Source organism: Streptomyces mobaraensis (genome assembly GCF_020099395.1).
Classification (GTDB): Bacteria; Actinomycetota; Actinomycetes; order Streptomycetales; family Streptomycetaceae; genus Streptomyces.
Window position 1 is genome coordinate 1,257,555 of sequence record NZ_CP083590.1, and the last position, 13,796, is coordinate 1,271,350.

At 73.4% G+C, this 13,796-nt stretch carries 15 protein-coding genes; 6 read left to right on the top strand and 9 right to left on the bottom strand.

Annotation, left to right across the window (positions count from 1 at the left end):
- Positions 1–125 precede the first annotated feature (125 nt).
- On the bottom strand, positions 126–452 hold the full coding sequence (locus K7I03_RS05200) for a putative quinol monooxygenase (protein WP_185943587.1): 327 nt from the start codon (positions 450–452) through the stop codon (positions 126–128).
- A 103-nt stretch (positions 453–555) separates the two neighbouring features.
- Positions 556–1,407 (bottom strand): AfsR/SARP family transcriptional regulator, encoded by an 852-nt coding sequence (locus tag K7I03_RS05205; protein ID WP_185943427.1) that lies wholly within the window; start codon positions 1,405–1,407, stop codon positions 556–558.
- A 236-nt stretch (positions 1,408–1,643) separates the two neighbouring features.
- On the opposite strand from K7I03_RS05205, the gene K7I03_RS05210 reads away from it, so the two are divergent.
- The 3 genes from K7I03_RS05210 to K7I03_RS05220 all read left to right on the top strand — a co-directional run bounded on the left by K7I03_RS05210 (position 1,644) and on the right by K7I03_RS05220 (position 3,934).
- Complete coding sequence (locus K7I03_RS05210; protein WP_398856603.1) at positions 1,644–2,108, top strand: helix-turn-helix domain-containing protein; 465 nt, start codon at positions 1,644–1,646, stop codon at positions 2,106–2,108.
- Between the two features lie 36 nt (positions 2,109–2,144).
- Positions 2,145–2,672 (top strand): toxin, encoded by a 528-nt coding sequence (locus K7I03_RS05215; protein WP_185943428.1) that lies wholly within the window; start codon positions 2,145–2,147, stop codon positions 2,670–2,672.
- A 62-nt stretch (positions 2,673–2,734) separates the two neighbouring features.
- On the top strand, positions 2,735–3,934 hold the full coding sequence (locus K7I03_RS05220) for an MAB_1171c family putative transporter (protein WP_185943429.1): 1,200 nt from the start codon (positions 2,735–2,737) through the stop codon (positions 3,932–3,934).
- 73 nt (positions 3,935–4,007) lie between these two features.
- Here K7I03_RS05220 and K7I03_RS05225 read toward each other — a convergent pair whose 3' ends face one another.
- From K7I03_RS05225 to K7I03_RS05255, 7 genes are all read right to left on the bottom strand, one after another.
- Positions 4,008–4,265, bottom strand: coding sequence for an acyl carrier protein (locus K7I03_RS05225; RefSeq protein WP_185943430.1), 258 nt, complete (start codon positions 4,263–4,265; stop codon positions 4,008–4,010).
- Positions 4,266–4,327: 62 nt separating this feature from the next.
- On the bottom strand, positions 4,328–5,557 hold the full coding sequence (locus K7I03_RS05230) for a ketosynthase chain-length factor (protein WP_185943431.1): 1,230 nt from the start codon (positions 5,555–5,557) through the stop codon (positions 4,328–4,330).
- Entirely contained in the window at positions 5,554–6,822 is a 1,269-nt protein-coding gene (locus K7I03_RS05235; protein WP_185943432.1) for a beta-ketoacyl-[acyl-carrier-protein] synthase family protein, read from the bottom strand. The genes K7I03_RS05230 and K7I03_RS05235 overlap by 4 nt, the downstream gene beginning before the upstream one ends.
- A gap of 121 nt (positions 6,823–6,943) precedes the next feature.
- Entirely contained in the window at positions 6,944–8,440 is a 1,497-nt protein-coding gene (locus K7I03_RS05240) for a carboxyl transferase domain-containing protein (protein ID WP_185943433.1), read from the bottom strand.
- Between the two features lie 66 nt (positions 8,441–8,506).
- Positions 8,507–9,091, bottom strand: coding sequence for a malonic semialdehyde reductase (locus tag K7I03_RS05245; RefSeq protein WP_185943589.1), 585 nt, complete (start codon positions 9,089–9,091; stop codon positions 8,507–8,509).
- Between the two features lie 128 nt (positions 9,092–9,219).
- Positions 9,220–9,972, bottom strand: a complete 753-nt coding sequence (locus K7I03_RS05250) for a cyclase family protein (RefSeq protein ID WP_185943434.1) — start codon at positions 9,970–9,972, stop codon at positions 9,220–9,222.
- Positions 9,969–10,793: an aromatase/cyclase gene (locus K7I03_RS05255; RefSeq protein ID WP_185943435.1), complete on the bottom strand. Its 825-nt coding sequence runs from the start codon at positions 10,791–10,793 to the stop codon at positions 9,969–9,971. The genes K7I03_RS05250 and K7I03_RS05255 overlap by 4 nt, the downstream gene beginning before the upstream one ends.
- A gap of 186 nt (positions 10,794–10,979) precedes the next feature.
- Between K7I03_RS05255 and K7I03_RS05260 the strand changes: the two genes are divergently transcribed.
- The 3 genes from K7I03_RS05260 (at position 10,980) to K7I03_RS05270 (ending at position 13,771) form a co-directional block, all read left to right on the top strand.
- On the top strand, positions 10,980–11,855 hold the full coding sequence (locus K7I03_RS05260; protein WP_185943436.1) for an AfsR/SARP family transcriptional regulator: 876 nt from the start codon (positions 10,980–10,982) through the stop codon (positions 11,853–11,855).
- Positions 11,856–11,932: 77 nt separating this feature from the next.
- The gene (locus K7I03_RS05265) at positions 11,933–12,838 is read left to right on the top strand and encodes a VOC family protein (RefSeq protein WP_185943437.1); all 906 of its coding nucleotides are present in this window, start codon (positions 11,933–11,935) and stop codon (positions 12,836–12,838) included.
- A gap of 24 nt (positions 12,839–12,862) precedes the next feature.
- On the top strand, positions 12,863–13,771 hold the full coding sequence (locus K7I03_RS05270) for a fumarylacetoacetate hydrolase family protein (RefSeq protein ID WP_221903099.1): 909 nt from the start codon (positions 12,863–12,865) through the stop codon (positions 13,769–13,771).
- The last annotated feature ends 25 nt before the right edge of the window (positions 13,772–13,796 follow it).

Here is a 13,796-nt window from a genome sequence, read left to right on the forward strand (position 1 = left end):
TTCCTCCCGAAAAATCCTCCCGGAACATCCGGAACCGTCCCCATCCGTCGGGGCGACGCGACAGCGCAAAGGCCCCGCCCGCCCTCCGCGGGAGGGCGAACGGGGCCTCGGTCGTCGGACGGCGGTCAGCCGCGCGGGGTGAGCTCCGCCATGGCCGACCAGCCCTCGGACGGGACCTCGACGTTGACGATCTCGGGCGTCTTGGCGATCAGGTCGGGCATCCAGGCCATCGCCTTCTTGAAGTGCTCCGAGTTCACGTGCACCTCGCCGGCCGCGCCGTCCTTGAACGCCTCGACCAGCACGAACTGGTTCGGGTCCTCGACGCTCCGCGACCACTCGAAGAACAGGTTGCCCGGCTCCCGCCGGGTGCTCTGGGTGAAGTCCTCGACGAGGCCGAGCCACTCGTCGCTGCGCTCCGGACGGATCGTGAACTTGACGACGATGAAGATCATGGACTGCTCCTGCGTGTGCGGCATCGGATCAGGGCTTTCACCCCGGATGTCCGATTATGCCGCGCGGCCGTCGGGGGACGATCTTCGGGGGGTGCCCGGCGGTTCACACGGCGGGCGGCAGCGCGCCGAGCCGGGTGCGCTGGAGGAGGTCCTGCACGGTCCGCGGGCCACCGCCGGCGGCCGTGCCCTGGCCGAGGATCTCCCGCTGGAGCCGCTGGAGGTCCGGCGAGGGCTCCAGGCCCAGGTCGTCGGCCATGGACCGGCGCAGCCGGTGGAAGACCTCCAGGGCCTGCGGGCGGCAGCCCGAGCGCTGCAGGGCGATCATGTAGTACGCGTGCAGGTGCTCGTCGAAGGGGTGCTGGAGCACCAGGGCCGCCAGTTCACTGAGCACCTCCTCGTGGCGGCCGATCCGCAGCAGGGTCTCGATCCGCAGCCCCCGCGCGGCCTGCCGCGACTGCTCCAGCCTCGACACCTCCGCCTGGAGCGGCAGCCCGCACTCCACGTCGACGAGCGCCGTGCCCTGCCAGAGGTCGTCGGCCCGCTGCAGATGGCGGACGGCGGCGTCCTGGTCGCCGGCGCGCAGGGCGAGCCGGCCGGCCGCCTCCAGGCGCCGGAACTCGGCGAGGTCGAAGAAGCACGACTCCGTGTGGAAGACGTACCCCATGTTGCCGGTCCTCAGCAGCTCGCGGCTCACGACGGTCTGCGGCAGGGAGAAGTTGACCGAAATGCTGCGCCGGATGTTGAGGATGTACGTCTGGAGGGCGGTGAGCGCGGTCTTGGGCGGGCTGTCGTGCCAGAGCTCCTCGACCAGCCGGGAGACCGGGACGACGCGCGAGTGGTTCATCAGCAGGAGCGCCAGGACCTTGCGTTCCTTGGGGGCCGTCGGGGTCGCGTACGCGCGGTCGGCGTACAGCGATAACGAGCCGAGAACGTCGATCCCTATCTGGACTCCCATGGGCTCCCCCCGTGGTGTCGTACCCGGCGATCACCCCAGGACCGGCGAAAGCGCCTCTGACCGGCGGGGGTTGAGAAACAACTGTCAGTTGAATGGAGTCTGCATGGATCGAAGGATCATTGTCAACTACAGGTTGATGAGGGAGGATTGGTTTCAACGGTCGGTCCCATGACACCGGTCCGGCGTGCCGTGAGCGGACGACCGTGGACGACTGTGGAAGGTGACGGGGGACGATCGTGGACGACGCCGTGGAGAGTGCCGTGGAGGGTGAGGACGTGCCGGACGGCGACGGCGGGACGCTGCTCGCGCGGAGGCTCAACCACCTGTTCCGTACCAGCCGCCCGCAGGGCCGGAACTGGACCAACCGCGAGGTGGCCGACGAGGTGAAGCGCGTCAGCCCCGGCCTCAAGGTGAGCGGCGCCTACCTCTCCGCGCTGCGGACGGGCAAGCGCACCAACCCCTCCGCCGACCTGCTGAACGCGCTGGCGAAGTTCTTCGGCGTCTCCCCGGCCTACTTCGTCGACTCCGGCCACGCCGAGCGCGTCGACGCCCAGTTGGCGGCGCTCAACGCGCTGAGCCAGTCCGGAGTGCGCGGGGTCGCCCTGCGGGCGGTGGGGCTGCCGCCGGAGAGCCTCGCCGCCATCACCGCCGTGATCGACCAGGTCCGTCAACTGCAGGGTTTGCCGCCCGTGGAGGAGTAGACCGGAGCAGTGTCCTCTGTACAGAGACCGCGACGGATGCGGTGGAGGAGGGGCGGGCGCCGGCTGCGCCGGGCCTGCGAGGCCCGCCTGGCGTCACTGGGGGAGCCGGGGAAGGGGGACCTCGCCGCCCTGTGCGCCCACGTCAGCGCCATGCGCGGCCGCCCGGTGGTCACCGCCGCGCTGAGCCTCAAGGCGCCGCACCCGTGCGGCATGTGGATCGCCCTGCGGGACGTCGACGTCATCGTCTACGAGGCGGACACCAGCCCGGCGCACCAGGACCACATCATCGTCCACGAACTCGCCCACATGCTGTGCGGGCACCGCACGGCCGACGACCCCCTCGGCCCGGGGGCGAGCACGCTCTTCCCCGACCTGGACCCCGCGCTGGTGCGGGACGCGCTCTACCGGACGGCGTACAGCGATCCGCAGGAGCGCGAGGCCGAGATGATCGCGTCGCTCTTCCTGAAACGTGCCGCCACCGACCCACCGGAGCTCCCGGGGGACGTCCCCTGCGCGGACGCGGACGTCATCGCGCGGATCGAGGCCACCCTTGGCCCGCACTGAGCGTCCTCGTCCGGCCCGCACCGGGAGTCCCCCCTCGGCCCGCACGGAAAGACGAGGACCGCTTGCCGGCCGTTCACCCCAGCCACCTGACCGCCTGGTGCTGCGCCACGGCCGCGCTGGCCGCCCTCCTGTACAACGTGCCGGTCCTGCTGCGCAGTCGCGGGAACCCGGCCGTGCTGGCCCTCAGTGTGCACTTCCTCTGCTCCTTCCTCGGCTTCTTCGAGCAGCTCACCGGCCTGAACACGGCCGTCGCCCTGCTGCCCGGCCGGCCGCACCCCGGCCCGCTGGTCACCGAGCTGGCCGTGGTCGGGCTCACCGGCACCCAGACGGTCTTCCTCACCTACTGGTCGCACCCGCCCGAGGCGGCGCGTCCCCGGGTGCGCCGCCGGGTCGCCGTGTTCGCGGGCATGGCCGTGGCGCTGGTTGTGCTCGACTTCGCGCTCGGGCTGGGCGACCGCAGGGCCGTCGCCGACCGGCTCACGCTGGCCGACATGAGCGACCCGGCGTACGCGGCCTACCTGTACTTCTTCTTCACGGTCTGCGCGGCCGGGCAGTGCGAGACGGTACGGCTGTCCTGGCGCTACATGGGGATCGCCCAGCGTTCGTGGCTGCGCCGGGGCATGGGCGCGGCGATGCTCGGCGCCACGCTCTCCCTCGTCCACTGCGCGCTGCGCTGCACGGAGATCACCGGGACGCTCTCCGGCTGGGACATGACCCCGCTGGACACGGCCAACTGGCTCACCGGGGACATCGGTTCCGCCCTCAAGGTGTTCGGCTGGACGGTCCCCGCGTGGGGCCCCAGCCTGAGCCGGGCCGTCCGGTGGGGCACGCGGTACCGGGCGTACCGGCGGCTGCGGCCGCTGTGGATCGCGCTGTACCGGACGGTTCCCGACATCGTCCTCGATCCCCCGGTGCTGTGCCGGATCGGTGATCTGCTGGCGTGGCGGGACCTGGACTACCGGCTGTACCGCCGCGTCATCGAGATCCGCGACGGCCAGCGGGCACTGCGCCCCTACATGCCCGAGCCCGCGCCCGGGGACGGGGACGGGGACGGCGGCGCCGGACCGGGGGCCCGGTCCGGCGCCGAGCGGGAGGCGTACGCCCTGTGGGTCGCGATCCGGGACAAGTGCGCGTCCCGGGCGCCCCGGGGCGCGGCCGCCGAGGCGGCGGAGGCGTCCGACGGGCGGCGGGAGGCGTCCGGGCTCACCGACGACATCGCGTGGCTGGTGCGGGTGTCGGACGCGTTCGTCCGGCTGCGCTGAGGACCGCTGCGCTGAGGGCCGTGCCGCGGCCGGGCCCCGCCCGCGGCCGGGTCAGCCGGACCTCGCCACCGTGTCAGCCAAGCCTCGCGGGCGTGCCGTTGACGGCCGCCAGGAGCGCCCGCGGGGTCTCGGTCGCGGTCGCCGCGTCGTCGTCGAGGACCACGCCGTACTCCTGCTGGATGCGCGCCGCGGTCTCCAGCAGGGCGAGCGAGTCGCAGCCGAGTTCGGCGAAGGTGAGGTCCAGGGCCTCCTCGGGGCGGCCGGTGAAGTCGAGTTCGCCGGCGCTCTCGGTGAGCAGCCGGACGAGGTCGCGGGCGGTGATGTCGTTCATGCCGATGGTCTCCTTGTGCTTCCGGATGGGGTTCCGCGTGCCGGGTGTTCGGGGGCCGGCGGTCAGCCGGCGTCCGCCTCCGCGCGGCGTACCACGACGGCCGCGTTGAAGCCGCCCTTGCCGCGCGCGAGCACGAGCGCGGCGTCCACCGGGCGGTGCCGGGGCTGCCCGAGGACGAGGTCGATGCCGTACGCCGGGGGGACGTCGGCGGTGTGCGCGGTGGCCGGGACGACGCCGTCGCGGATCGCCAGGAGGGCGGCCACCAGGTCGAGCGGGCCGCCGCCGGCGAAGAGGCGGCCGGTGAGCGCCTTGGGGGCGGTCACGGGGACGGCTCCCGGCCCGAAGACCTCCCGGATGGCGGCGGCCTCGGCGGCGTCGTCCGCCGGCAGGCCGGCCGCGTCGGCGAAGACGGCTCCGATGGCGGAGGGCTCCAGTCCCGCGTCGGCGAGGGCGAGTTCGGCCGCCCGGCGCAGCCCCGGCGGCCGGTCCAGGCCGGGTGCCGGGTCGAAGGTCGCGGCGTAGCCGGCGATCTCGCCGTACGCGCGGCGGCCGCGCGTCCGTGCCGCGTCGGCGTTCTCGGCGATGAGGATCGCGCCGCCCTCGCCGGGCACGTACCCGGCCGCATCGGCGTCGAACGGCAGGTAGGCGCGGCGCGGGTCGGCCGTCCGGCTGACCCTGCCGGAGGACAGGTGGGAGGCCCACCCCCAGGGGTCGAAGGCGGAGTCGACGCCACCGCACACCACGAGCGGGGTGCCGCGCCGGACCGCCCCGCGGGCGTTGCCGACGGCGTCCAGACCGCCGGCCTGTTCCCCGACGACGACGCTGCCGGGCCCGCGCATGCCGTGCCGGATGGAGATCTGGCCGGTGTTGACGGCGTAGAACCAGGCGAAGGACTCGTAGACGCTGACCGACGACGGGCCCTCGGACCACAGTTTGCGGAACTCCCGGTGGGTGAACTCGAAGCCTCCGGTGGCGTTCGAGGTCATGACGCCCATGTCGAACTCGGGGAGTTCCGCGGGGTCCGCGCCGGCGTCGGCCAGGGCGCTCGCGGCGGCGGCCAGCGCGAACCGCGTGGAGACGTCGGTCTGCGGCAGGAGCCGCTTCGGCAGGTGCTCCAGCGGATCGAAATCGCCGATCAGGCCGGCGAGCCGGGAAGGGTACCGGTCCGCGTCGAAGCGCCGGATCTCGCCGATGCCGGAGCGTCCCTCCAGGACCGCCGCCCAGTAGTCGTCGACGGTCGTCCCGTTGGGGGCCATCACGCCGATTCCGGTGATCACGACGTTGTCGGTCACGCGCGCGCTCCTTCCGTACGGCGCAGCACCATCGCGCTCTGGAACCCGCCGAATCCGCTGCCGACGCTCAGCACCGTGTCCACGCGGAGTTCGCGCGCGGTCAGTGGCACGTAGTCGAGGTCGCATTCGGGGTCGGGTTCGTGGAGGTTGGCGGTCGGCGGCACCACGCCCTGGTCGATGGCGAGGGCGCAGGCGGCGATCTCGATGGAGCCGATGGCGCCGAGCGAGTGGCCGACCATGGATTTGATGGAGCTGATCGGCACGCGGTGGGCGTGTGCGCCGAGGCTCCGCTTGAACGCGGCGGTCTCGTGCCGGTCGTTCTGTTTCGTTCCCGAGCCGTGGGCGTTGACGTAGTCGACCGCGGACGGGTCGATCCGGGACTCGTCGAGGGCCACCCTGATCGCCTCGGCCATCTCCCGGCCGTCGGCCTTGAGACCGGTCATGTGGTAGGCGTTGAGCCGGGTCGCGTACCCCGTGATCTCGCCGTAGACGTGCGCGTGCCGGCGGCGCGCGTGCTCGTACTCCTCCAGGACGAACACGGCCGCGCCCTCGGCGAGCACGAAGCCGTTGCGGGTGCGGTCGAAGGGGCGGGACGCCTGCTCGGGACGGTCGTTCCGGGGCGTCGTGGCCTTGATCGCGTCGAAGCAGGCGACGACGATGGGGGTGACGGGGGTGTCGGAGGCCCCGGCGACCATCACGTCCGCGCTGCCGTCCTGGATGAGCCGGCAGGCGTGGCCGAGCGCGTCGAGCCCCGAGGTGCAGCCGTCGGAGACCATCGCCACGGGCCCCTCGGCCCCCACCTCCCAGGCCACTTCGGCGGCCGCCGCGCCCGGGGTGAGGTAGTCGAACATGTGCGGTGAGAGGTAGGAGGGGTCCACGTGCCAGTCCCGGCCGCCGTCGGAGAGCACGAGGTACTCGCGCTCCAGGCTGGTCGCGGCGGCGACGGCGCTGCCCAGGCTGACGCCGGTGCGGTGCGGGTCCAGTTCCTCGAACTCGACACCGCTGTCGGCGACCGCCTCCCGCGCGCAGACCACGGCGAACTGCGCGGACCGGTCCATGCGCCGGATCTGCCGGGGCGTCAGCCCTTCGGCCCGCGGGTCGAAGTCGCACTCACCGGCCACCTGTGAGCGGTAGGGGCTCGGGTCGAAGAACGAGATGCGGCGGGTCGCGGTACGGCCGGAGGTCAGCAGTTCCCAGAACTGCTTCTTCCCCGTGCCACCGGGCGCCCTTACCCCGATTCCCGTGATGACGACGCGTCGTGTCATTGGACAACCCCTACCCCTGACGGCGAAGTGACGATGGACGTGTGGTGCCGGGCCTCCGGCGGACGGTCCGGCCCGGCGGGTGTGCGGGACCGGGCGCTGCCGGCCCGGGTTGGCGGAGGGCTCATGGCCGCATCGCCTCCTCCGTGGCGTGCGCGAACGACTCGACGTCGCCGAACGCCCGGAAGCGCGCGTACCGTTCGGCGACGAGCACCGGCGCGGGCGTACGGCGGAGCCCGTCCAGGACGGTGGTCAGCGCCGCGTGGACGTGGGCGGCGGCGCGCGCCGGATCGGTGTGGGCGCCGCCCTCGGGTTCCGGTACGACGGCGTCGGCGACGCCCAGCCGCAGCAGGGCCTCGGCGTCGACGCGCAGGGCCTCGCCGGGCGGCGGGTCCGTCGCGGGGTCCGGCCGGAGGATCGCCGCGCAGCCCTCCGGGCTGATGACGGAGTAGACGGAGTGGGCGCAGACGAGGACCCGGTCGGCGACGGCCAGCGCCAGCGCGCCGCCGCTGCCGCCCTCGCCCGTGACCAGGGTGACCAGGGGCACGGGCAGCTCCGCCATCAGCCGGATGACCTCGGCGACGACGACCGGCCGCCCCCGCTCCCCCGCCCCGGCCTCCAGGCCGGGGAAGGCGCCCGGTGTGTCGATGAACGCGACGACGGGCAGGCCGAGTTTGCCCGCCAGGCGCAGCAGCCGGGCGAACTTGCGGTACCCGGCGGGCGTCGCCCGGCCGTAGTTGCGTGCCCTGAGCTCCTCGGCCGTGTGCCCCTTCTGGGTGCCGACCACCATGACCGGCGTGCCGTCCAGGCACGCGGGTCCGCCGACGATCGACGGGCAGTCGCCGCCCGCCCGGTCGCCGTGCAGCTCCTGGAAGCCGGCGAACAGCCGCCGGAGGTAGTCCAGGGTGGTGGGCCGGCCGACGTGCCGGGCCCGCCGGAGCGTCTCGCGGACCGGGACGCGGGGCAGCTCCGCCGGGTCCTCGATCAGCACGCGCGGGGCGGGCGCGGGCGGCGGCGCGGCGGTGGCCCGGGCGTCCGGCGGACCGGCGGCGGCCAGCAGCCGGGCCAGGGTCTCCCGCAGCCCGTCCCGCGGCCGGACGGCGTCCACGAACCCCTGGGCGAGCAGCCGTTCGGCGGCAGTCGATGCCGGGCCCGGCCGTCCGCCGGACTCCGCGACGACCACGTCGCAGAGCCTGGCCGGCGAGACAGCCACGCCCTCGTGGGGTGGTCCGGCGGCCAGCCAGACGGTCAGGATCCCCGCGTCGTCCAGGCGGGCCAGCGCCTCCGCCGCGCCCGGCGTCGTCCCTGCCTTGGAGCGTTCCCGGTCCGGCGCGTGGCCGGGCCCGGGCGCGGTGACGACGAGCAGCGGGAGCCCTTCCCGCAGCGCCCGGGCGGCCGCGAGCGCGACCAGTTCGTCCAGGGCGGGCCCGGAGCCGTTCCCGGCCAGGCGGAGGTCCGCCGCCGCCGCGATCAGCGGGTGTCCGCCGACGGCGCCCCTGACCGGGAGGTCCGGCCCGGAGGCGCCCGTCTGGGCCGGCGCTTCGGTGCTCCCCCCGTCGAGCAGGCGGCGGAGCCATTCCGACGGGGTCTCCCCAGGGGGTGAGTCCCCTGCTTCTACCATCACGTGCCTTCTGCCTTCTCTGTCCGGCCCGACCGCCCGGCGAGGATCCGGGGGCCGGGGAGGGGGTCAGGCGGTGCTGACGACGTCGTGGAACGGGAGCCGGGGCAGCCGGGGATGGCGCGGCTCCCCGCGCGGGCGGCCGATGGCGACGGCGGTGACGACCTCCCGCCGCCCGTCGCCGAAGAACGCCTTGTTGACGCCGTCGGCGTCGTAGCCCACGATCGGGCCGGCGGCCAGCCCGGCGGCCCGGACGCCGATGATGAAGTACGCCACCTGTAAAGCGGTGTTGAACAGGGCGGACTCCCGGCGGACGGCGGGGTCGGCGAACAGCTCCCCGGCCCGCGGGCGGTGCGGGAAGAGGTACGGGAGCGTCTCGGGGAAGTCGAGGTCGGCGGCGAGCAGGGCGACCAGCGGCGCCGAGGCCGCCTTCGGGCGGTTGCCCGGGTGCAGATGGACCGCCAGCTCCCGGCGGGCCTCGGGCGACCGCAGCAGGACGACGCGCATCGGCTGCTGGTTCATCGAGGTGGGCGCGTACTTGACCAGGTCGTGGATGGCCCGTACCTGGTCGTCGCCGACGGGTTCGGACGTGAACTCCGTACAGGTGCGCGCCTCGCGGAAGAGCAGGTCCTGGGCGGCGGGGTCCAGCCGCAGGAGGGGGGCCGGCCCGCCGGCCTCCGCGCGGACCGTCCCGGTACCCTCCGCGCGGAACGTCCCGGTACCCTCCGCGCGGAACGTCCCGGCCCCCTCTGTACGGACCGTCCCGGCCCGCTCCGCGCGGGTCACGCGTCCTCGACGAGCGCGACCACCCGGGTCCAGCCCGCTCCCGCGCCCTCGACCGCCACGGGGAAGCACGAGACGGTGAACCCGGTGGCGCCCGGCAGGTCGCCGAGGTGGGCGAGCTTCTCCAGCTGGAGGTACTCGGCCGTGCGGCCGTGGATGTGCGCCGGCCACAGGTGGGCGTTGTCCCCGGTGCGGCGGTAGTCCTCGATCATGCGGTGCATGGGCCGGTCGAGGCCCCACGCGTCGATGCCGATGACACGTACCCCGCGCCCGACAAGGAACGCGGTGGCCTCGCCGGTCAGCCCCGGGTACTCCCGCAGGTAGTCGGCCGAGCCCCACAGCCGGTCGGCGCCCGTCCACAGCAACGCGATGTCGCCGGGGGCGAGTTCGTGGCCGGCCTCCTTCAGCGCGGCCTCCACGTGGGCGGTCGTGATGCCCTCGCCCGCCGGCACGTGGCGGACGTCCAGCCGTACGCCCGGTCCGAGGCACCACTCCAGCGGCACCCGGTCGATGCTCTTGGCCGGGACGCCCCCGCTGAGCGGGCCGTAGTGCAGCGGGGCGTCCATGTGGGTGCCGGTGTGCGTGGTCAGCGTGACGGTCTCGTTGGAGATGGCCATGCCGTCGGGGAAGTCCTCGGGCGACAGGCCGAGGACCGTGGCCCCGGTCGCGTGGTCGAGCGTGTCGACGGTGACCGGGGTGGCCTCGCTGGGGGTGGACCGCGTGGTCACGCTCAGGTCGACGAGGCGCGTCATGCCGCGGCCGCCCCGGCCACGCGGCGCTCGGCCTCGTCCCGCACCGCGCCGAGGTCGTCGACGCTGTTGCGCTCGACGCCGCCGCACAGCAGCGCGTCGGCCTCCTCGTAGGTGAACTTGCCGGCGACCTTGCCGCCGACGGGCTCCTTGGGCTTGAAGTCGTGGGTGATGACGAGCTGCGTCCGGGTCTCCGTGAGCGGGAACGCCCGCCACTCGCCGCCCATGTGGCCGATGAGCGGGGCGAGTTCGAGCTGACGGTAGGCGATCACGTGCCGCTTGTGGTCGATGTCGCGGCGCGAGACCCACGACTGGAGCTCGCCGTTGACGTCCACGACGAGCCGGACGATCTGGTGCTCCGGCGACTCCTCGACGATCTTCGCCTCCCGGGTGGGCGGGAAGATACGGGCGTAGCCCTCGACGTCGACCAGGACGTCCCAGACCACGTCGACGGGGGCGTCGACCGTGACGGTGTGCTCGGTGTGTCGCATCGGATGCCTTCCGGTGAGTGTCAGCGGGCGGTGGTTGGCGTAGGCGGCCTCGTACGAGATCCTCGACCGCCAGCCGGCCAGGAACTCGGCCACGTGCGGGAGTTCGGAGAACGTCCGCAGGGTTTCGAGGTCCCGGGCGGCGTACTGCGCGATGGCGGTGCCCGTCATCCCGCGCGAACGGGCGTCCACGGGGAGCCACTGGTGCGGTTCCCAGCCGAATCCCTCGATGTGGCCGGAATCCAGCAGCAATTCACCGAGTCCGTCGAAGAATTCCCGCTGCTCGGATTCGGTGACCGAGTCGGCGAACCGGTAGATCAGGGTATGCAGAATCAACGGTGACTCCCTCTGCGGCGAACGGGCCGGAAGCGCCCGGGACGGGCCGGCGGAACCATGCACGGCCATCGTGGGAAGCGGGGCTCAAGCGCTTCTCAAGGGGCACTCCTGGCCCTTGCCTTGAGCGGGGCTTGAGCGGGTCGGCCGAGCCTGGCGATCAGCTACGGATCGGTGAATGGGGGATCGATGACGCGTACCCTGGACATCGGAGTTCTCGGCCCGCTGCGCCTGCGTTCGGGCGATGCGGTACCCACCCCGACCGCGCCCAAGGAAAAGAAGCTCCTGGCGCTGCTCCTGATGGAATCCGGCCATGTCGTCCCGGTCGGTGCCATCGTCGACGAATTATGGCCGGACCGGCCACCGAGGACCGCCATGGCGGTCGCGCAGACCTACGTCCTGAACATCCGGCGGAATCTCGCCGTCGCCCTCGGGATGGCGGCCTCCGAGGTCCGGAATGAACTGCTGCTGACGAAGAACAAGGGATACGTCTTCCGCACCGACGGCTGCGACTTCGACCTGGCCCGCTACCGCGCCCTGGTGGCCGCGGGGCGGCAGGCGCTGCGGACCGGCCACGAGGAGCCGGGGGCGCGGCTGCTCCGGCAGGCGGACGAGGTGTGGCAGGGGCCGCCGCTGGCCGACGTCGACCAGGGCCTGAAGCTCCGGGCGGCCACGGCGCGGCTGGAGCAGTCCCGGGCCACGGACCGCGCGCTGCGCATCGGGGCGGAACTCCGGCTGGGCCGGCACCACGGCCTGCTCGGGGAATTGTCCGCACTCGTGGAACAGCACCCCCTGGACGAGCGGCTGCGCGGTTTCTACATGCTCGCCCTGCACCGCAGCGGATTCCGTCCGAAGGCGCTCGACGTCTTCCAGGATCTGCGCCGGGCGATGACCGCCCGGCTCGGCCTGGAGCCCTGCCAGGAATTGCAGTCGCTGCGGCACGACATTCTGGCGTCGCACGCGGGCGTGGGGCCGGTGACGGCACCGGGAGCGCATCCGCCCGACGGCGCCGGAATGCCCGTCGGAGCCGCCTGCGCGGAACCCGCCGCGCCCTCGTGCCGATGAGCGCGGAATCGCGGCGGATGCATGAGCGATCAAGACGGTGACGGCGAATCACGACGGATGACGACCTGGAGTGTGTGATGCGGGTTTCCAGCCTCCTCCATTACGGCCTGCAGGTTCCGGACCTGGGCCGGGGGAAGGATTTCTACACGGATTTCGGGCTCACGGTGGACGAACGCGGTTCCTCCCTGGCCGTGCGCTGCGCGGAGCGGCCGGTGGACCGGACGCTGCTGACGGAGGGGCCCGAGAAGCGGCTGCACCACGTCGCGTTCGGCGTCCCCGCCGGAGCGCTGCCCGCGATGCAGCGGCACCTGGAGGGAGCGGGCGTCCGGCTGGAGGACGCGCCCTCGTCCGGCGTGGAAGGCGGCCTGTGGTTCCGGGACCCGGACGGCACCCTGGTCGCCGTCCTGGAGGAGCCCTCGCTCCCGGCCGCGCCGGCCGGAGCGCCGCCGATGAACCTGCCGGGCGACTACCGCCGGAAGGACGAGGCGCGGTGGCCGGCCGCCGGCGCGCCGGCGCGGCCCCGCCGCCTCGGCCACGTCCTGGTGTTCTCCCCGGACCCGGCCCGCACGGAGGCGTTCTACACCCGGATCCTCGGGCTGGGCGTGTCCGACCGCGTCCCCGGCGTGGTGACGTTCCTCAACACCGGCCCCGGGGACCACCATGTGTTCGGCCTGGTCAAGAGCACCCACCCCGGACTGCACCATTCGAGCTGGGAGGTCGGCAGCGTCGACGAGATGGTGATCGGCGCCCGGAACCTCGCCGAGCGCGGCAGCGGTCTCGGCTGGGGCCTCGGCCGGCACACCTTCGGCTCCAACCTGTTCCACTACATCCGTGATCCGTGGGGCAGTTGGATCGAGTACTTCCTCGACATGGACCAGATCACCGAGAACTGGCGGCCGCGCGACTGGCAGGACGTCCCGTCCGCCGTCTGGTGCCCCCTGCGCCCGGCCGAGTTCACCGAGAACCTCGAACCCCGGAAGTAGTCCGGGATGAAGGAGAGAGCAGCCGTGTCCGCCGCCCCCTGGTCCCTGGTGACCTATCTGTCCCCCGGCCGCCCCGGTCCGCGCACCGGCGTCCTCACCGCCGCCGGCACCGTCCACCCCGCGCCGGGCCCCCTCGCGGACACCCCGCTCACCGACCTCCTCGCCCGGTGGGAGCGGGTGAGCGGGACGCTGCGCGACTGGCGGCCGGAGGACGCGGAGCCGGTGCCCGGCGCGGAGCTGCTGGCCCCGCTGCGCTACCCGGGCACCGTGCTGTGCTCCGGCGCCAACTACTACGGCCACCTGGACGAGATGCACGTCGAGCGGCGGGACCCGCCCGCCGAGGCGTACTTCTTCCTCAAGACGCCGCGGACCACCGTCATCGGCCCCGGCGCGGAGATCCCCTACCCGGCCGGCCCCGGCCGGCTGCTCGACTGGGAGGCCGAACTCGCCGTCGTCGTCGGCCGGTCCGGCAAGGGCTTCTCCCCCGACGAGGCCCTCGGCCACGTCGCCGGGTACACCATCGCCAACGACGTGTCGGCGCGCGACGCCCTGCGGCGCGACGACGCGGTGGGCCCGCCCTTCCAGTACGACTGGCTGCGCGCCAAGTCGCTGGACGGCTTCTGCCCGCTGGGCCCCGGCATCGTCCCGGCCTGGTTCGTCGACGACCCTCAGGAGCTGGGCATCCGGCTGTCGGTCAACGGCGAGGTGAAGCAGGACTCTTCCACCAAGGACATGATCCGGCCGGTGTGCGAGCTGCTCTCGATCGCGGCCCGGGACATGACGCTGCTGCCGGGTGACGTCGTCCTGACCGGTTCGCCGGCCGGAGTGGGCCTGGCGCGGGGCGAGTTCCTGGCCCCCGGCGACGAGATCGTCATCGAGATCGAGCGGCTCGGGAGGCTCCACAACACCGTCGGCCCCGCGCCGGCGGAGTGAGGGAGTGCCGCGCGGGCGGCCGGGG